Raw genomic sequence first — 18,319 nt, forward strand, 5'->3', positions numbered from 1 at the left:
GATCAATGGGGACCTGAGATGAACGCCAATCTCTCTGCATTCTTGTATCTCGTGGCGGGGGTGCTGTTCATCCTGTCGCTGCGGGGATTGTCGAGCCCGGCCTCTTCGCGCCAGGGCAATTTGTTCGGCATGATCGGCATGGCGATCGCGGTCGCCACCACGCTCGCCAACCATCCGCCGGCTGACGGCCTGGCCTGGGTGCTGGTCATCGTCGGCATCGCCATCGGCGGCGCCATCGGCGCGGTCATCGCGCGCCGCGTGCCGATGACCTCGATGCCGGAACTGGTCGCTGCCTTCCACTCGCTGGTCGGCATGGCCGCGGTGCTGGTCGCTGCCGGCGCGTTCTACGCGCCTGAAGCGTTCGACATTGGCACGCCCGGCAACATCCATGGCCAGAGCCTCGTTGAAATGTCGCTCGGCGTCGCCATCGGCGCGCTGACCTTCACCGGTTCGGTGATCGCGTTCCTGAAGCTGTCCGCGCGGATGAGCGGTGCACCGATCATCCTGCCGTTCCGCCACATCATCAACATCGCGCTCGCCGTGGCGCTGGTGTTCTTCATCGTCGGTCTCGTGCTGACCGGCAGCGCGTTCGACTTCTGGATGATCGTTATCCTCGCGCTGGCGCTCGGCGTGCTCATGATCATCCCGATCGGCGGCGCCGACATGCCGGTCGTGATCTCGATGCTGAACTCCTACTCCGGCTGGGCCGCGGCCGGCATCGGCTTCACCCTCGGCAACTCCGCGCTGATCATCACCGGCGCGCTGGTCGGCTCCTCCGGTGCGATCCTGTCCTACATCATGTGCCACGCGATGAACCGGTCCTTCATCTCGGTCATTCTCGGCGGCTTCGGCGGCGAGACGGCTGCCGCCGGCGGGGCGACAGGCGAGCAGAAGCCCGCCAAGCTCGGCTCGGCGGATGACGCGGCCTTCATCATGAAGAACGCCTCCAAGGTCATCATCGTGCCCGGCTACGGCATGGCGGTGGCGCAGGCCCAGCACGCGCTGCGCGAAATGGCCGACATGCTGAAGAAGGAAGGCGTCGAGGTGAAATACGCCATTCACCCCGTGGCCGGCCGCATGCCCGGCCACATGAACGTGCTGCTGGCCGAAGCCAACGTGCCCTATGACGAGGTGTTCGAGCTCGAGGACATCAACTCCGAGTTCGCGCAGGCCGATATCGCCTTCGTGATCGGCGCCAACGACGTCACCAACCCGGCGGCCGAAGAGGACAAGACCTCCCCGATCTACGGCATGCCCGTGCTCCAGGTCTGGAAGGCCGGCACCGTGATGTTCATCAAGCGCTCGCTGGCCTCGGGCTATGCCGGCATCGACAATCCGCTGTTCTACCGCGACAACACCATGATGCTGCTCGGCGACGCCAAGAAGGTCACCGAGAACATCGTCAAGGCGATGTAGCCCGCGAGGGAAGCGGATCGTGGCCATCAACAAGGAATGGCACCGGTCCCATCGCATGCCACCCAAAGCGACGCGCGAGCAGCGCGTCAAATGGCACGCCGCGCATGCGGCGGCGTGCGGCTGCCGCGACGTTCCCGCGAGCATCCGGCTCGACGTCATGAAATTGCTGCGGAGCCGGCGCAAGCCCTGAGCCGGAGACCGGCCGCATCATCATGACCATCGTCAAGTGGATCGCCATCCTGCTCGCGGCCGTCTATTGCGCCGGTCTCGTCGTGCTGTATGTCCGGCAGCGCGAGATGCTGTTTCCGATCCCACCCGTCGGTCGCACCGCTCCGGATGCCGCCGGCCTGCCCGAGGCGGAAGAGCACGTCCTGACCACGTCCGATGCCGAGAAAGTCATCGTCTGGCACGTGCCGGCCAGGCCCGGCCGCCCCGTGATTCTGTATTTTCCGGGCAACGGCGATTTTCTCGCGGGCGGCGTCAGCCGCTTCAAGGCGATGACCGCCGACGGCACCGGCCTCGTCGCGCTGTCCTATCGCGGCTATGCCGGCTCCTCCGGCGCGCCGAGCGAGGAGGGCCTGCTGCGCGATGCCGCGGCCGCCTACGCCTTCACGACGGCGCGCTACGCGGCGGAACGAATCGTCTCCTGGGGCTTTTCGCTCGGAACGGGCGTTGCGGTCGCCATCGCCTCCGAACATCCGGTCCGCAAACTGGTCCTGGAGGCGCCGTACACCTCGACGGTTGAGGTCGGCGCCGCGCTGTTCCGCTTCGCTCCGGTCCGCCTCCTGATGCGCGATCAGTTTCGCTCCGACGAGCGAATTGCGCGCGTCACGGTGCCGCTATTGGTGATGCATGGCACCAATGACCTTGCCATTCCGATCGTGTTCGGAGAGCGTCTGTTTGCGCTCGCGCATGAACCGAAGCAGTTCGTTCGCTTTGCGGGCGGCGGACACGACAATCTTGATGCTTTCGGTGCGATTGAAACAGCAAAGCGCTTCATTGCTTCCTAGACGGCTCGTGATGCTGCGCGGCGACCTGTCCGTCGCTGCGATCCTCGCGCTGTTGCCGCAGCAGGCATGGGCCGCGACGGAACTCGACGGCGCGGCGATGCGCTGGCCCTATGCACTGCCCTTTGCCGGTCTCCTGCTGTCGATCGCGCTCGGGCCGCTGCTGTTTGCAAAGTTCTGGCACCACCATTACGGCAAGATCGCCGCGGCCTGGTCACTGCTGGCGCTCGGCTCGCTGGTCTGGCTCGCAGGAGGCATGGCGACGCTGGCCGCACTCGTCCACGCCATGCTCGCCGAATATCTCGGCTTCATCGTGCTGCTGTTCTCGCTCTATGTCGTGGCCGGCGGCATTCTCATCACGGGCGACATCAGGGGCACGCCGGCGGCGAATGCCGGCATCCTCGCGCTCGGCACGCTGATGGCGAGCGTCGTCGGCACCACCGGGGCGGCGATGATCCTGATCCGCCCCCTGATCCGGGCCAACCGGCCGCGGCGCCGCAACGCTCATGTCGTCATCTTCTTCATCATCCTGGTCGCCAATGTCGGCGGCGCGCTGAGCCCGCTCGGCGATCCCCCGCTGTTCGTCGGCTTCCTGCACGGCGTCGACTTCTTCTGGACCACGCGGAACATCTGGCTGCAGACGACGATCGTTGCCGGATTGTTGCTGGCGATCTTCGTCGTCATCGACGTCTGGCGCTTCCGTAGCGAGCCGTTGCAGGAAGACGCGGGCCCCGCGAAGCCGCTGCGGATTCGCGGCCTCGTCAACCTCGTGCTGATTGCAGCCATCGTCGCGAGCCTGCTGGCCTCGGCGATGTGGAAGCCCGGCATTGCCTTCGACATTCTCGGAACCAGGCTGGAGCTGGAAGACATCGCCCGCAACGTGGCACTGCTGGCCATTGCGGCGCTGTCGGTGTGGCTGACGCCGGACGAGCACAGGCAGGCCAACGGCTTCACCTGGGAGCCGATCCGCGAAGTCGCAAAGCTGTTCGCGGGCATCTTTGTCGCCATCATCCCGGTCATTGCCATGCTCGATGCCGGGCACCACGGCGCCTTCGCCTGGCTTTTGTCCGCCGTCACGGCACCGGACGGAACGCCGCGCGAGGTCGCCTATTTCTGGTTCACGGGTGTGATGTCGGCGTTCCTCGACAATGCGCCGACCTATCTGCTGTTCTTCGAGCTCGCCGGCGGCGACCCGCAGGTGCTGATGCATGCGCTCTCGGGCACGCTCGCCTCCATCTCCATGGGCGCGGTCTACATGGGGGCGCTCACCTATATCGGCAATGCGCCGAACTTCATGGTCGCCAGCATCGCCCGCGAAAACGGCGTCGAGATGCCGAGCTTCTTCGGCTATCTCCTGCGCGCCGGCGCCGTGCTGATCCCGCTGTTCCTGCTGCTGACCGTCCTGCCGGTCGCACCGCTCCTGCACTGGCATTGAATCTGCCGGCCGATTTGCTACTGCTCGGATCTACAACTGGAGCTGGTGGATGAGCGCGCATAATCCGATGCCACGGTCGGCCTGGATCTTCCCGGCGCTGGCCGTGCTGTTGTTTGCGGCCGTCAGTGCGACGGGCTACGTCTTCACGCTCTCGCTGGGCGGGCTCGTCTTCGCCATCGTCCTTCTGGTCATCCTGTTCGGCACGGTGTTCGCCGCCGTTCATCATGCCGAAGTGATCGCCGAACGGGTCGGCGAGCCCTATGGCACGCTGGTGCTGACGCTCTCGGTGACCATCATCGAGGTGGCCCTGATCACCACGATCATGCTGGGCGACAAGCCGGCGCCGGAACTGGCGCGCGACACCGTGTTCGCCGTGGTCATGATCGTCTGCAACGGTCTCGTCGGGCTCTGCATCTTTATCGGCGGCCTGCGCTATCGCGAGCAGGGTTTTCAGCTCTCCGGGGCCAACGTCTATCTCAGCGTCCTGTTCGCACTCGCGACCATCACGCTGATCATGCCGAATTACACCACCACCACGCCGGGCCCGGTCTATTCGGCGGTTCAGCTCGGCTTCGTCGACGTGGTGACGCTCGCGCTCTACGCGGTGTTTCTCTACACCCAGACCGTCCTGCACAAGGACTACTTCGTTCATGAACGGGCGGAGGGCGAGGGCGGGGAGGCGCACCCGTCGGCCGGGGCGCTCGCGCTCACCGTGGGGCTGCTCCTGGTCTCGCTCCTGGCAGTCGTGCTGCTGGCCAAGAAATTCTCGCTCGTGGTCGATGCCGTCGCCGCCAGGATCGGCGCGCCGCCGGCCTTTGCCGGCCTTCTGGTCGCGCTCCTGATCCTGATGCCCGAAGGTGTCTCGGCCATTGCGGCGGCCCGCAAGAACGATCTCCAGAAGAGCATCAACCTCGCCCTCGGCTCCTCGCTGGCGACCATCGGTCTCACCATCCCGGCCGTCGGCATCGCTACCTACGCCTTCGACAAGGAGCTCGAACTCGGCCTCAGCGCCCAGGGCAGCGTCCTTTTGCTCCTGACCTTCTTTTTGAGCATGCTGACCTTCGGCACGGGCAGGACCAATGTCCTGTTCGGGCTGGTCCATATGGTGGTATTTGTCGTCTACGTGTTCATGGTTTTCGTGCCCTGAAGCGCGGTCGCGCTTCTGGTTATTGTTTGAGCATGGTCTTTCCGGAAAACCGCCCCACACTTTTCCGGATCATGCCTGAAGGAGTTCCCGATGCTTGCCGCCAAGTCCGAGGTTCAGATCGACAACGAAGAGGTCCGGGTGACCGAATGGCGGCTCGCCCCGGGCAGCGCGACCGGGCATCACACCCACGGGATGGACTATGTGATTGTTCCCATCGTCGCCGGCGAAATGACCATCGTGGCCCCCGGCGGCGAGCGTTCCAAGGCGCAGCTTGCGGCCGGAAAATCCTACTTCCGCAAAGCCGGCGTCCAACACGACGTACTTAACGAAACCTCAACTGAGATCGTGTTCCTTGAGATCGAGCTGAAGCTGTAAGTCCGGCGTTACCGTTTGCCATCGATCCGTCGCAGTTGATCCCTTACAATGCCCCAAAGTTCCCGCATCAGATCGCGCGGGGAGTGGCCGAGAAATGCTGAAATACCTCGCTAAAATCTCGATGGATATTTTCCCCTCGGTGCTCGCGACGATCATCGGGGCGTACATCGTTAATCACTACATCAACGCCAAGCCGGCGGCCGATACCCCTACGGCCGTGGTGGCACCCGCCGAGGCTGGCAAGAACGGGAAGCCCGCCGACGTCGCCAACCTGCCGGCGCCCGGCGTCAAGGCCAAGGGTGTCTCCGAAAAGAGCGTTTCCGAGAAGACTGCGACGGACAAGGCTGCGGCCGAGAAGCCCGCCGACAAGCCTGAGACCAAGGCTGCGGACGTCGCTCCCGCCGACACCACCTCGCATGGCCGCCCCCCGGCGCGCGAGAAAGCGGCCGCGAAGTCGATCCCGGCAGCTACCGCCCCGGTGGTGGAGGCCAATTCTGCGCCGGCGGCGGCGTCCCCGGCTGCGGCCCCCGACGCCAACGATCTGGCGCGTGCCGCCATCGAGCGTCTTCGCAAGTCGCCTGAGGGCAAGGCTGCCGAAGCCAAAGCCGCCGAGACCAAGCCGGTCGAGCGGACCCCCGAGCCCGCGGTGCGCGAGGCCCCCCGCGTCCCCGAGGCCCCGCGTGTCGTCACGACGGAGCCGTCCGCGGTCCGTCCGCTGCCGCCGCCGATCACGGTGTCCACGCCCTCGCCCGAGCCGTATGGCAATGGCGGTTCATCGCCGTCCTACACGGCCTCGGTCGGCAATGACGACCCGAATCGGATCACGCCGCCGGCTGACATTCCCGTGCCGGTGATCGCGCCTCCGCTCGATCTGCGTGCCGATGCCGATGCCGGTGTGTCCGTGCCGCGGCCGAAGAAGACCAATGTCGCCGACGAGATGCTGTCCGGCGTCAAGTCGATGTTCCACGCCGTTCTGCCGAAGAGCGCCACCCCCGACTAAGACGGCCCTTGCGCCGCGCTGTCAGCGGCCGACGCGGGCGAGGCCGCTGCGGGCGGTATCGTCGCGTGGACGAAGTGCGACCGCCTTGGTGTAGGACGCTGCCGCCTTGGCCTTGTCACCCAGCCGCTCATAGGCCTGCCCGCGCGCGGTCCAGACCTGGGCATTGTGCGGATCGGCCTCGGAAGCCTCGTCGAGATCGGCCGTAGCCTCCTTGATCTTGCCTAGGGCGAGATGGCTGATGGCGCGGCCGAGCAGGGGCTCGGCCTTTTGCGGGTTGAGCCCGCTCGCGGCGGTGAAATCGGCGACGGCGAAATCGTGCTGGTTGTTGCCCTGGTAGATCAGCGCGCGACCATACAGCGCCTGCGCGTTGTAGGGATCGAGCCCGACCGCGCGATTGAATTCGTCGAGCGCTGCTGCCGTCTCGCCTGACTTGGCCAGGGCTTGGGCCTTTGCGGTGTGGGTCTGGGCCTCAGTGACGTTGCCAGGGCTGACCGCGCTCTCCGTGGCGGCCGCCGCCTTGGGGGCCTCCTGCGGCTTTTCCTTCTCCGGCATCAGCGATCCCAGATCGAAGGAGCAGCCGCATAGTGCGATCCCCATCAAGGCCAGTGCGAACGGTTGCTGCCAGATCTGGCGCAGTCGCGCCAAGCCACGCTCGGGGAAAGGGGAGGCCATCTACGGTTCGCTCGCGCTAGAGCATGATCCGGACCCGAAGGGCCGCGTCAGCGCAAAGTGCGCCGCGGTTTTCCGAAAAGATCATGCTCAAACAACAATCTAAAGCGCGACGACCAACCTCGTCGCGCTTTAGCGCCGCATCGGTAGTGCCCCGTCCCAGAAAGGCACCGCTCACAAACAATAACGCGGGCCAGCGGCCCGCGTTATCGAAAACTGAGGTCTTACAAATTCGGCAAATCAGCGCGGTCCGCGCGGACCAGCACCCGGGCCGCCACGGCCGCCGCGCTCACCACCGGCGCCAGCGCCGAACACCGGCTTCGGCTTCATCGGCAGCAGGCCTTCACGCTGGAGCTTCTTGCGGGCCAGCTTGCGCGCGCGGCGCACGGCTTCGGCCTTTTCGCGGGCCTTCTTCTCAGAGGGCTTTTCGTAGTGACCGCGGAGCTTCATCTCGCGGAAAATACCCTCGCGCTGCATCTTCTTCTTCAGCGCCTTGAGGGCTTGATCGACATTGTTATCGCGAACGAGAACCTGCACGCGGCATCCTCTTCAGTGGATCGGATTTGAATTCTGGTAAGTCAAAGGGGATGGCAAAACGCACAAGCCCTTAGCCTTGAGCGCGCGGATGTATCAGACAAAACCCTGGATGTCCACCAGCCAAGCGGGTTTTCGGGCCAAGTTCAGCCATTAAATGGGGCGAAAATACCTCTGTGCGGCCCCGATTTGGGAGATTTGGTGCCTTTGGCGGGGCGGCGACCGGAGCTTTGTTCCGGAAACTTTGAAATGAGGGGACGACACATGGATATGAAGAAATATGCTGCCGAGGCCATCGGCACCTTTTGGCTCACATTCGCAGGTTGTGGCAGCGCGGTGATCGCGGCCGGTTTCCCGCAGGTCGGAATCGGCCTGGTCGGCGTGTCCCTGGCTTTCGGCTTAAGCGTCGTCACCATGGCCTACGCGATCGGTCACATCTCGGGCTGTCATCTCAATCCGGCCGTCACGGTCGGCCTTGCCGCCGGCGGGCGCTTTCCGGCCGGACAGATCCTGCCTTACGTGATTGCGCAGGTCTGCGGTGCGATCGTTGCCGCCGAACTGCTCTACATCATCGCCAGCGGCGCCCCAGGCTTCGACGTCACCAAGGGCTTCGCGTCGAACGGGTACGACGCGCATTCGCCCGGCCAGTACAGCATGATGGCCTGCTTCCTCACCGAGGTGGTGATGACCATGATGTTCCTGTTCATCATCATGGGTGCCACCCATGGCCGCGCGCCCGCGGGCTTCGCGCCGCTCGCGATCGGGCTTGCGCTGGTGATGATCCATCTCGTCAGCATTCCCGTCACCAACACGTCGGTGAACCCGGCGCGCAGCACGGGCCCCGCGCTGTTCGTCGGCGGCTGGGCGATGGCGCAGCTCTGGCTGTTCTGGGTCGCGCCACTGATCGGCGGCGCGCTTGGCGGGGTGATCTATCGCTGGCTCAGCGAGGAGCCCACCGGCGTCGTCGCAGGCGCGAAGGCGGCCTAGAGCGTTTTCGAGCGAAGTGGATACCGGTTCGCGTCAAGACAACGCGTCAAAACAAAATCCAATCGGCAAGGGATCGCGGCGGTTGCCGCGGTCCCGTCACTTGTCCCGGGGCGGCCGGACCTCGGTGACATGGCCCATCTTGCGGCCGGGGCGCGGTGCGCCCTTGCCATAGATGTGGATGGTCGCGCCCGGAACGCTCAGCCACTTCTCGTAATCGTTGATCTCGTCGCCGATCAGATTGGTCATGGTGACGATCTCGCCGTGGCGCACCGGCTTGCCGAGCGGCCAGCCGGCAATGGCGCGGATGTGCTGCTCGAATTGCGAGACGGAGGCGCCGTCGAGTGTCCAGTGTCCGGAATTGTGCACGCGCGGGGCGATCTCGTTGACCAACACCTTTGGTCCGGTGCCATTGGCGAGCACGAACATCTCCACCGCCAGCACGCCGACATAGTCGAGTGCGCTTGCGATCTTGCTTGCGATGCTGCGCGCCTCTTCGGCGAGCGCGTCCGGGATCGGCGCGGGCGCGCGCGATATCTTCAGGATGTGGTCGCGGTGCTCGTTCTCGGTGACGTCGAAACATTCCACCTGGCCCGCGACCGAGCGCGCGGCGATCACGGAGATCTCGCGCTCGTACGGCACGAAGGCCTCCAGGATCGCCGATTTGGTGGCGAGGCTGGTCCAGACCTTGGCGATGTCGTCGCCCGCGCGGATGATGGCCTGGCCCTTGCCGTCATAGCCGAAGCGGCGGGTCTTCAGCACGGCCGGAAGACCGATCCTTAAAATCGCCTCGCGCAACGAGGGGACGGAGGTGACGTCGGCATAGGCTGCGGTGCCGATGCCGAGCCGCGTCACGAAATCCTTCTCGGCGAGCCGGTCCTGGGTGGTCTCCAGGATCTTGCGGTTGGGCAACACCGGGCGGCGCGCGTCCAGCACCATCGCGGCGGCCGCCGGGACGTTCTCGAATTCGTAGGTGATGACGTCGACGTCGTTGGCGAACAGCTCGAGCGCCTCGACGTCAGCATATTCGGCGCAGGTCGCGTTCAGCACGACGTCGAAGGCCGGCGAGTCCGGATCGGGCGAGAACACCTGGCAGCGCAGTCCGAGCCGTGCCGCGGCCATGGCCAGCATCCGCCCCAATTGTCCGCCGCCGAGGATTCCGATGGTGTCGCCGGGCTTCAGCTTCACCTGCTTTGCGTCAGTCACGCCTTGTCCTCCGGGCGCTCAGCGACCGCCTCGGTCTGTGCCTTGCGCCAGGCGGCGAGGCGGTCGGACAAGGCTGGGTCGGACAGCGCCAGCACGGCGGCAGCAAGCAGCGCCGCGTTGATCGCGCCGGCCTTGCCGATGGCAAGGGTGCCGACCGGGATGCCCGCGGGCATCTGCACGATCGAATAGAGCGAATCGACGCCCTTGAGCGTCTTCGATTCGACGGGAACACCGAAGACCGGGAGCTCCGTCAGTGCCGCCGCCATGCCCGGCAAATGTGCAGCGCCGCCCGCGCCGGCGATGATGATCTTGTAACCCGCCGCCTTGGCGCCCTTGGCGAAAGCGACCAGCCGGTCGGGGGTGCGGTGTGCCGAAACGATGCGGGTCTCGGCGGCAACGCCGAGCGCCTCGAGCGTGTCGGCGGCATGCCGCATCGTGTCCCAGTCCGACTGGCTTCCCATGATGATGGCGATCGGCGCGGTCATGACGTTAATTGTGCTCGGGAAAACAGAAACATAGGCCAGATTAACGGTTCCGGCCGGCGGCTCGCAAGGCGGTGGCAAGGAGAAGGGAATGCACTATCCTGTCTTGGTGAATCCCCGCAAGCCTTCATTGAGCAGGATGCCCATGAAGAAACCAAAAAGGGCGAGCGCTGCGAAGGCCAAAAAGGGCCGGAAAATCAGCGCCGGCCGGTCCAAATCTGCCACCAAGCGTCCGGCCAAGCCGCCGCGGCGCGGAGCGTCGCTTGATGGCACCAAGGATAGTGCAAAGATCATCCGCGGGCTGCGGAGCAAGCTCAAGGCGGCGGAGCGGCGGGTCGCGGAACTGGAAGCTGCCGCCGACACCGATTTCCTGCTCGAGATTCCGAACCGGCGCGGCTTCGAGCGCGAGCTCACGCGCGCCATCGCCTACATGAAGCGCTATCGCGCCACCGGCGCGCTGATCGTGCTCGATGTCGATCGGCTGAAGCCGATCAACGATTCCTTCGGCCACGCCGCCGGCGACGAGGTGCTCAAGGCGATCGTCGGCGCGCTGACGCGGCAGGTCCGCGCCTCCGACGTGGTCGGCCGGCTCGGCGGCGACGAGTTCGCGCTGCTGCTGTGGAATCTCAACGAGACCGATGCCAAGGCGAAGGCCGCGGCCTTCGAGCAGGCGATCGACGAATTATCCTTCGTCTTCCGCAGCCAGAATGTGACCGCGGGCGCCTCCGCCGGCGTCGCGTTGCTGGGGGCGCATTCCGACGCAGGCCGCGCCTTGGAGGAGGCGGATGCCGCAATGTATGTGCGCAAGGCGCGCCGGCGGCACGAGCCGCGGATCAGGCTGGTCAGCAACTGAGCATGATCCGGACCCGAAGGGCCGCGCTAGCGCAAAGTGTGCAGCGATCTTCCTCGCGACAAATGCGAAACGCGTTTGCGCGGAGATCATGCTCAAACAATAAATGCCCTACAACGTGGCCAGATCTTCCGGCACGGTGCCGAACTTGCGCAGCAGCGTCGCGTCGCCGAATTCGCCGGTCATGGGATCGCCGCTGCGGCAAAATGCGACCGCGCCGATGTGGCCGGCACCGCGCGCCAGAATTTCGGCGCGCCGCAGTGCGGCCGTCGAGGACTGACATTCCTCCGCGGCGCCCGCGACCGGCGATCCGTCGTCATCGATCAGGAAGGGCATTGCAACGTAGTAGGTGACGTCCGACATGGCGTTGCTCCGATCATCAACATCAGGCGGCGCTGCTCCGCGCCTTGCTGCGAGAGGTCTCCGGAATGCAGCCGGCTGAAATCGCCGCCTGCAATTCCTCGAGCTCCGCCTCCAGATATTCGTTGGCCATGATCAGCGCCTTGATGGTGCTGCGCAGATTGCCGTCGCACATCGCGATCGCCTGATCGCAGGCCTGTTCATAATGGCTGTTGTCCAAAAGGGCGGTTGCCGACATCTGCGTTGTCCTTGCTAGGTTCCTTGGGCGTTTCCTGGGGGCGTCTGGCGCCTGAATGTTCCTATTTTGTTCTTTTGGAGTCAAGAGGATTCACCCGGCTCGCCCCGCCGCGAAAAGCCCGCTGGGGATCAGGCGATGATGTCGGGCGTGATCTGGTCTTCGATGAAGGCGATGCGGTCGCGCAACAACAGCTTGCGCTTCTTCAGCCGCTGTAACCGCAATAGGTCGGGGGCAGGCGATTGATGCAGTGCATCGATCGCCGCGTCGAGATCTCGGTGTTCCTGCTGCAACCGGGCGAGCTCGGCTTCGAGTTCGCTCTCGTCTTCATGGGTCATGTCTGCGGTGGCCGAAAAACCGATAGTCGTGAGATTAAGGCTGTGGATGCCCTGTGGAAATTATCGTCCTTGCGCGCCGTGACCGCAAGCGATCTCGGGCCGTCGCTCACCGATCTCTCGCAAGATATTTCAACGGTTCGCTGCGGCGCTGCGCAAGCGCATTGATATCATGGATTTTTCCCAGCGCGGTTCCTTACTCACGCTTCGTTACATATGAATTTTCAAAAATGACACGGCGACGACGGATATCCATCGACAGAACGAATCGGTGATGTACACTTCGTCGTCCGGATCGAATCCAAGGTCACCCCTACCGAGGAGGTTTCGAATGACAATTCAGGCACATCTGGTTGAATTGGAACGGAAGCATAAAACTCTCGAAAACGAATTGCACGAAGCTCTCGTGCACCTTTCAACAGACGACCTGCAAATTGTTGAGTTGAAGCGCCGGAAGTTGATGGTCAAGGACCAGATCGAGCGTCTGAAGCACACTGGCGACACGCTTCACTAGTAAACCCCGTATTCAGCGTAAAGTTTGATCGTACCCCTTCAGGCAGGGGTGAGTGCTGTTGCGCTCATCCCTGTTGGAAGATGCGAAGCCGCGCAAGGGCATTTGCGCGGCGTCCGGAGCTATTTCCGTTTCGACGGAATCGGAACGGAAATGGCTCCGGCTTCTTGTTTGGACGCGTTTTCTTCTTTGCGCGAAGTGGTATCCGCTTCGCTTGAAGACGCTTCAGATATTTGCGAGCTCGGCGACGTGATCGGCGATCGCGAGCGAGGACGTCAGTCCCGGCGATTCGATGCCGAACAGGTTGATCAGGCCTGCCACGCCGTGATCGCGCGGACCCTGCATCAGGAAATCCTGCGTGGCGACCGCCGGCGGCACGATCTTCGGGCGGATGCCCGAATAGCTCGGCATCAACGCGCCGTCAGGCAGCGTCGGCCAGTATCTCCGGATCGCCGGATAGAAGCGCTCGGCGCGTGACGGATCGACCTCGTAGTTGATCGTCTCGATCCACTCGACGTCAGGGCCGAAACGGGCCTGCCCCGCCATGTCCAGCGTCAGATGCACGCCGAGGCCGCCGGGCTCGGGCACCGGATAGATCAGGTGCGAGAACGGCGCCTTGGCGTTGCAGCTGAAGTAATTTCCCTTGGCCAGATAGGCCGGCGGAATCCGGTCCAGCGGCATGCCGTCGATATTGCGCGCCACCGTTGTCGCCGCGAGGCCCGCAGCGTTGACGAGGAGGCTGCATTGCAGCGCCATCGGTGCCGCGCCGCCGGCCTCGACCTCGATCACGCCGGCGGCCGCCTTGGCACGGATCAGCGGGGTGTGAAACGCGAAGGCCGCGCCGGCTTCCTCGGCCTCGCCGCGCAGCGAGAGCATGTAGGCGTGGCTGTCGATGATGCCGGTCGAGGGCGAGAGCAGCGCGGCGTCGCAGGCGAGCGCCGGCTCCAGCGCGCGTGCGGCCTCGCCCGTGAGCAACTGCATGTCGAGCACGCCATTGGCCTCGGCGTGCGCCTTGATCGATTGCAGCTTCTCGGTTTCCTTCGCATTGGTCGCGACGATCAGCTTGCCGCAATTCTTGTGCGGGATGCCGCGCTCGCCGCAGTAGCGGTAGAGCGCGTGCTTGCCGTTGACGCACATGCGCGCCATCCAGCTTCCGGCGCGGTAGTAGATGCCGGCATGGATCACCTCGCTGTTGCGCGAGGAGGTGATGGTGCCGATGGCCTCGGCTTCCTCGAGCACGATGACCTCGCGCCCGGCCTGGGCCAGCTTTCGAGCCACCGCGAGCCCGACCACGCCGGCTCCGATGACGATGCAGTCGACCCTATCCATGGTTGTGCAGGAGGTCCGCTGGAAGCGCCGGTGGCATCAAGCCCGGGAACGAGGGCGCGGGGTCATTTTCCGTTAAGGAAGCATTTATCATGTCAGGGCAATTGCCGTATTTAACGTGACATTTTTCTGTTGCGCGTACAGGCGTTTACCCGATCCAAACCCGTGAAGCCAGACAATCCGACGTTGAAATCGCGGGTGGCTGATGGCTGAGAAGAACTGGCACGCGGACAGCACGATTCTGATTGCTGTGCAGGCCGTCGTGTGCCTGGCCGGCACGGTCGCGCCTGCGCGTGCCTTTGCGCTGTCGGACAGCTTCGCCCCGCCGAGCTCGCTCGACAACCTCGATCCCAACCTGATCTGGGAAGCCCTGATCGGGGGCATCGTCGTCTGTGCGTTCCTGGTGGCAATCGCGTTGTGGATCCACTCCGCGCTGCGCCGGACCAGGCGGCTGCAGCTGCGGCGCAACGCCTTCGTCTCCTCCGCCATGAACAATCTCAACCAGGGCGTGGTGATGACCGATGCGCAGCGGCGCGTCATCTTCTGCAATGACCGCTATCTCGAGATCTATGGCCTGTCACGGTCGGATCTGTGGGCCGACATGAACGGCCACGACATCCTCGAGCTGCGGCGCAAGCGCGGGGTCCTTGGTGGCGTCTCCGATAAGGAATTCTACGAGAAGGCGGCAAGCGGCAACGGTCTGATCACCGAACTGCCTGACGGCCGGGCCATCCTGGTAAAATACTTCGTGCTGCCGAACGGCGGCTCGGTGGCGACGCATCTCGACGTCAGCGAGGAGCGCAGGCTGTCGCGGCAGCTCGCCTCGACCAAGCAGTTCCTGGAAACGGTGCTCGACAACGTGCCGGCCTGCGTTGCCGCGAAGAACATCGAGGACGGCTGCTACATCTTCGCCAACACCGCCTATGAGCGGTTCTGGGGGTTTACGCGGGACCAGGTCGTCGGCAAGAACGCGCGCGAGCTGTTTGCCCCCGTCTCAGCGGCCAGCATCGAGGCGACCGACCGGGCGGCGCTCAATTCGCCGGACGGCCAGTTCCGTAATGAGTTCGAGGTCGACCGCGGCGGTGAACGGCGCATGGTTGCCTCGATCCGGATCGTGGTCCGCAACGAGAACAACAAGCCCGAATTCCTGATGCTCGTGTTCGAGGACATCACCGACCGCCGCTCACTGTCGCAGGAGCTGGAGAGCACCAAGAAATTCCTCGAGCTCGTCGTCGACAACATCCCGGTGGCGCTGATCGTCGAGCAGGTCAAGGACGGCCGCTATCTGCTCGCCAACCGCAGCGCCGAGACGATCCTCAACCGCAGGCGCGAGGAAGCCACGGGCCTGACCGCGTCCGACATCTTCAATCCCAAGGAAGCCAAGCTGATCATCGCGCGCGACGAGGCTGCGATCAAGAAGCGCGGGATGATCACCGAGGAGCACCCGATCTCCACCAAGGACGGCCTGCGGCTGTTCCTGACCCGGCGCGCCACCGTGCTCAGCGATGCCGGCGAGCCGCAATACCTGATCAAGACCCACGAAGACGTCACCGACCGCCGGCAGACCGAGTCGCGCATGGCGCACATGGCCTATCACGACGGCCTCACCGATCTGCCGAACCGTGCCGCCTTCCTGCAGGCGCTGACTCAGATGATCGAGGCCTGCGAAGGCACCGGCGAGGAGTTCGCCGTCCTCTGCGTTGATCTCGACGGCCTCAAGGAGGTCAACGACGTCTTCGGCCATGCGCTCGGCGACAAGCTCCTGATCGAGGTGGCCCAGCGGCTCCAGGATTCCGCGCGCGGCGGCGTGGTGGCGCGCCTGTCCGGCGACGAGTTCGGCCTGATCATCGACGGCAAGCAGCCGGAGGCGGGTCTTGCGCTGGCGCAGCAGCTCGGCGAAGCCGTCGCGCGGGAATTCCAGATCGACGGCCGGCCAGTCCGTGCCGGCGCCACCACCGGCATGTCGATTTTCCCGCACAATGGCGCCGACGGCGCCTCGTTGCTCGCCAATGCCGGTGCGGCGCTGTTCCGCGCCAAGCAGAAATCGCGCGGCACGATCAGCCTCTACCAGCCGGAGATGGACCAGCAGATCCGCGATCGCCGCGTGCTGCATCAGGACCTGTCGATGGCGATCAAGAACGGCGAGCTCTCGCTCGCCTTCCAGCCGCAGGGGGCCGCCGGCCATAGCGTCGCCGAGAGCGAGATCATCGGCTTCGAGGCGCTGGCGCGCTGGCAGCATCCGGTGCGTGGCCAGGTCTCGCCGGCCGAATTCATCCCGATCGCCGAGGAGAGCGGCCTGATCGTCGAGATGGGCGAGTGGATCCTGCGCGAGGCCTGCCGCGAGGCGGCGTCCTGGCCGAAGCCGCTCCAGGTCGCGGTCAATCTGTCGCCGGCGCAGTTCATGCACGGCGACGTGGTCGGGCTGGTCCATTCGATCCTGATCGAAACCGGCCTGGCGCCCGGCCGGCTCGAGCTCGAGATCACCGAGGGCGTGCTGATCGAGGATTTCGACCGGGGCCTGGCGCTGCTGCGCCGGCTGAAGGCGCTCGGCGTGCGCATCTCCATGGACGATTTCGGCAGCGGCTATTCCTCGCTGAGCTATCTCCAGGCGTTTCCGTTCGACAAGATCAAGATCGACCGCGCCTTCATCATCAATCTCGGCCGCAACCCGCAATCGGCGGCGATCGTGCGCGCCGTCATCGATCTCGGCCACGGCCTCGAAATGTCCATCATCGCCGAGGGCGTCGAGACGCTCGACCAGCTCGCCTTCCTCGCCAAGGAGGGCTGCGACGGCGTGCAGGGCTACCTGCTCGGCAAGCCACTGCCGATCGGGAAGTATGCCGGCCTCGTCGGCCGCGCCGAAGCCATGGAGCTTGCGCTCAAGACCGGCTAGTGATGGGAGCGCTTCGTTTCGCTCGCTCTCGACGGCTTCATGGCGGATTACGACCTTGCGATCATCGGCGGCGGCCTGAACGGTGTCAGCCTCGCGCGCGATGCGGCCGGCCGCGGCCTGCGGGTCATTCTGTTCGAACAGGGCGATCTCGGCGGCGCCGCCTCGTCGGCGACGCCGCGGCTGATTCATGGCGATCTGTCGGTGCTGGAGCGCCGCGGGTTCTGGCGGGTGCGCCGGGCGCTCGCCGAGCGCCGGATCTGGCTCCGGATCGCGCCGCATCTGGTCCGGCCGATGCGCTTCGTGATTCCCGCCCATTCCGAGGAGCGTCCGCCATGGCTGCTGCGGGCCGGCCTGTATGTTTATGACGGCCTCACGAACCGGGGTGGCCTGCCGCCATCAGCGACCCTCGACATTACGCATCATCCGGTCGGCAACGCGCTGAAGCGTCCGTTCGGCACGGCGTTCGAATATTCGGACTGTGTCGTTGACGATTCCCGCCTGGTGGTGCTCACGGCGCTGGATGCCGCCGAACGCGGCGCCGCGATCCATACCGGGGCACGCTGCGTGCGCGCTGACAGAACCGACACATGGCGCCTCGCGGTGGTCGATCGCGGCCACCGCCGCACGATCACGGCGCGGGCGCTGGCCAACGCCACCGGTGGCTGGACGTCGATGGTGGCGGATACCGTGCTGCGGGAGCCGCAGCCCGCCATGGCCGCGATGCAGATGAGCCAGATCATCGTGCCGCGGCTGTTCGATTCCGAGAACGTCTACGTCTTCCAGAACAATGATGGACGGCTGATCTTCGCCCGGCCCCTCGAGCGCGATTTCACGCTGATCGGCACGGTCACGCACGCTTTCACCGGCGATCCTGCGATCGTCGCGATGCCGGGCGCCGACGTCAGCTATCTCTGCGAAGCGGCCAGCCGCTATTTCCGCGAGCGCGTCGCCCCGACCGACGTGGTCCGGACGGTCTCGGGCGTCAACCTGACGCTGGCGTCCGCGCGAGGACGCGACGGCACGGCGCTGTTCCATGCGCGCCGGCGCAAGGCGCCGCTGATCACGATGTTTGGCGGCGATGTCACTACTTCGCGCCTGCGTGCGGAGCGGGGGGTGACGCGGCTGACGCCGTTCTATCCGATGTCGCCGCCCTGGACCGCCGGGGCGGTACTCCCCGGCGGCGATTTCGCCTGGGACCGTTTCGACACCGAAGTCGACCTCGCACGCGATCGCTGGCGCTTTCTCTCGGAGCCGGAGGCCCAACGCCTGGTCGCGGCCTACGGCTCGCGACTGCCGGTCGTGCTGGGGGATGTGAAGAGCCGCGATGAGCTTGGCCCAACCTTTGGCCCTGAGCTGACCGGCGCCGAGGTGCGTTATCTGATGAGCCACGAATGGGCGCGTTTTCCAGAGGACGTCTTGTGGCGTCGCTCCAAGCTCGGTCTGACCATGCCCAAGGCCGATCGTGATCGGCTTGCCGCGTTCATGGCGGATGTGAACGATCGCCCCGAACCGGTTGAGCAAAGGCCGATCGGCCGCTAGCGTGCGGCGGAATCG

At 65.1% G+C, this 18,319-nt stretch carries 20 protein-coding genes; 12 read left to right on the forward strand and 8 right to left on the reverse strand.

The window, feature by feature from the left end; all coding sequences use genetic code 11:
* Window positions 1–18: 18 nt before the first annotated feature.
* The 7 genes from ACVWW6_RS15630 to ACVWW6_RS15660 all read left to right on the forward strand — a co-directional run bounded on the left by ACVWW6_RS15630 (window position 19) and on the right by ACVWW6_RS15660 (window position 6,380).
* Window positions 19–1,416, forward strand: a complete 1,398-nt coding sequence (locus ACVWW6_RS15630) for an NAD(P)(+) transhydrogenase (Re/Si-specific) subunit beta (protein WP_456680980.1) — start codon at window positions 19–21, stop codon at window positions 1,414–1,416.
* 19 nt (window positions 1,417–1,435) lie between these two features.
* On the forward strand, window positions 1,436–1,606 hold the full coding sequence (locus tag ACVWW6_RS15635) for a hypothetical protein (protein ID WP_165448174.1): 171 nt from the start codon (window positions 1,436–1,438) through the stop codon (window positions 1,604–1,606).
* A 22-nt stretch (window positions 1,607–1,628) separates the two neighbouring features.
* Entirely contained in the window at window positions 1,629–2,426 is a 798-nt protein-coding gene (locus tag ACVWW6_RS15640) for an alpha/beta hydrolase (protein ID WP_271552405.1), read from the forward strand.
* A gap of 10 nt (window positions 2,427–2,436) precedes the next feature.
* Window positions 2,437–3,858 carry a sodium:proton antiporter gene (locus ACVWW6_RS15645; RefSeq protein ID WP_271552406.1) on the forward strand — a complete coding sequence of 474 codons (1,422 nt, stop codon included), beginning with the start codon at window positions 2,437–2,439 and terminating at the stop codon, window positions 3,856–3,858.
* Window positions 3,859–3,907: 49 nt separating this feature from the next.
* Entirely contained in the window at window positions 3,908–5,005 is a 1,098-nt protein-coding gene (locus ACVWW6_RS15650) for a calcium:proton antiporter (protein WP_456680981.1), read from the forward strand.
* A 90-nt stretch (window positions 5,006–5,095) separates the two neighbouring features.
* Window positions 5,096–5,380 carry a cupin domain-containing protein gene (locus ACVWW6_RS15655; protein ID WP_028173024.1) on the forward strand — a complete coding sequence of 95 codons (285 nt, stop codon included), beginning with the start codon at window positions 5,096–5,098 and terminating at the stop codon, window positions 5,378–5,380.
* Between the two features lie 94 nt (window positions 5,381–5,474).
* Window positions 5,475–6,380, forward strand: coding sequence for a hypothetical protein (locus tag ACVWW6_RS15660; protein WP_456680982.1), 906 nt, complete (start codon window positions 5,475–5,477; stop codon window positions 6,378–6,380).
* A gap of 21 nt (window positions 6,381–6,401) precedes the next feature.
* On the opposite strand, the gene ACVWW6_RS15665 is transcribed toward ACVWW6_RS15660, so the two are convergent.
* Complete coding sequence (locus tag ACVWW6_RS15665; protein WP_456680983.1) at window positions 6,402–7,052, reverse strand: tetratricopeptide repeat protein; 651 nt, start codon at window positions 7,050–7,052, stop codon at window positions 6,402–6,404.
* Window positions 7,053–7,289: 237 nt separating this feature from the next.
* A complete protein-coding gene (gene rpsU, locus ACVWW6_RS15670) occupies window positions 7,290–7,586 on the reverse strand; it encodes a 30S ribosomal protein S21 (protein WP_011089854.1) in 297 nt (98 codons plus the stop codon).
* A gap of 261 nt (window positions 7,587–7,847) precedes the next feature.
* Between rpsU and aqpZ the strand changes: the two genes are divergently transcribed.
* Window positions 7,848–8,570, forward strand: a complete 723-nt coding sequence (gene aqpZ / locus ACVWW6_RS15675) for an aquaporin Z (RefSeq protein ID WP_011089853.1) — start codon at window positions 7,848–7,850, stop codon at window positions 8,568–8,570.
* 96 nt (window positions 8,571–8,666) lie between these two features.
* On the opposite strand, the gene ACVWW6_RS15680 is transcribed toward aqpZ, so the two are convergent.
* Complete coding sequence (locus tag ACVWW6_RS15680; RefSeq protein WP_011089852.1) at window positions 8,667–9,773, reverse strand: 5-(carboxyamino)imidazole ribonucleotide synthase; 1,107 nt, start codon at window positions 9,771–9,773, stop codon at window positions 8,667–8,669.
* Window positions 9,770–10,258: a 5-(carboxyamino)imidazole ribonucleotide mutase gene (gene purE, locus ACVWW6_RS15685; protein ID WP_011089851.1), complete on the reverse strand. Its 489-nt coding sequence runs from the start codon at window positions 10,256–10,258 to the stop codon at window positions 9,770–9,772. Before purE ends, ACVWW6_RS15680 begins: the two co-directional genes overlap by 4 nt.
* 142 nt (window positions 10,259–10,400) lie before the next feature.
* Between purE and ACVWW6_RS15690 the strand changes: the two genes are divergently transcribed.
* Entirely contained in the window at window positions 10,401–11,108 is a 708-nt protein-coding gene (locus ACVWW6_RS15690; RefSeq protein WP_456680984.1) for a GGDEF domain-containing protein, read from the forward strand.
* Between the two features lie 108 nt (window positions 11,109–11,216).
* Here ACVWW6_RS15690 and ACVWW6_RS15695 read toward each other — a convergent pair whose 3' ends face one another.
* The 3 genes from ACVWW6_RS15695 to ACVWW6_RS15705 all read right to left on the reverse strand — a co-directional run bounded on the left by ACVWW6_RS15695 (window position 11,217) and on the right by ACVWW6_RS15705 (window position 12,038).
* Window positions 11,217–11,468 (reverse strand): hypothetical protein, encoded by a 252-nt coding sequence (locus tag ACVWW6_RS15695; RefSeq protein ID WP_161536535.1) that lies wholly within the window; start codon window positions 11,466–11,468, stop codon window positions 11,217–11,219.
* Window positions 11,469–11,490: 22 nt separating this feature from the next.
* Window positions 11,491–11,703, reverse strand: coding sequence for a hypothetical protein (locus ACVWW6_RS15700; protein WP_027545542.1), 213 nt, complete (start codon window positions 11,701–11,703; stop codon window positions 11,491–11,493).
* Between the two features lie 128 nt (window positions 11,704–11,831).
* On the reverse strand, window positions 11,832–12,038 hold the full coding sequence (locus ACVWW6_RS15705) for a YdcH family protein (RefSeq protein WP_011089847.1): 207 nt from the start codon (window positions 12,036–12,038) through the stop codon (window positions 11,832–11,834).
* A gap of 328 nt (window positions 12,039–12,366) precedes the next feature.
* On the opposite strand from ACVWW6_RS15705, the gene ACVWW6_RS15710 reads away from it, so the two are divergent.
* A complete protein-coding gene (locus ACVWW6_RS15710; RefSeq protein WP_008131172.1) occupies window positions 12,367–12,549 on the forward strand; it encodes a YdcH family protein in 183 nt (60 codons plus the stop codon).
* 222 nt (window positions 12,550–12,771) lie between these two features.
* Here the strand turns inward: ACVWW6_RS15710 and ACVWW6_RS15715 are convergent, their stop codons facing one another.
* Window positions 12,772–13,875 (reverse strand): NAD(P)/FAD-dependent oxidoreductase, encoded by a 1,104-nt coding sequence (locus ACVWW6_RS15715; protein ID WP_028173029.1) that lies wholly within the window; start codon window positions 13,873–13,875, stop codon window positions 12,772–12,774.
* A gap of 202 nt (window positions 13,876–14,077) precedes the next feature.
* On the opposite strand from ACVWW6_RS15715, the gene ACVWW6_RS15720 reads away from it, so the two are divergent.
* Window positions 14,078–16,765 (forward strand): sensor domain-containing protein, encoded by a 2,688-nt coding sequence (locus ACVWW6_RS15720; protein WP_011089844.1) that lies wholly within the window; start codon window positions 14,078–14,080, stop codon window positions 16,763–16,765.
* Between the two features lie 39 nt (window positions 16,766–16,804).
* Complete coding sequence (locus tag ACVWW6_RS15725) at window positions 16,805–18,304, forward strand: glycerol-3-phosphate dehydrogenase (RefSeq protein ID WP_039186983.1); 1,500 nt, start codon at window positions 16,805–16,807, stop codon at window positions 18,302–18,304.
* Window positions 18,305–18,319: the final 15 nt, after the last annotated feature.

The organism is Bradyrhizobium sp. USDA 3311 (assembly GCF_054062495.1).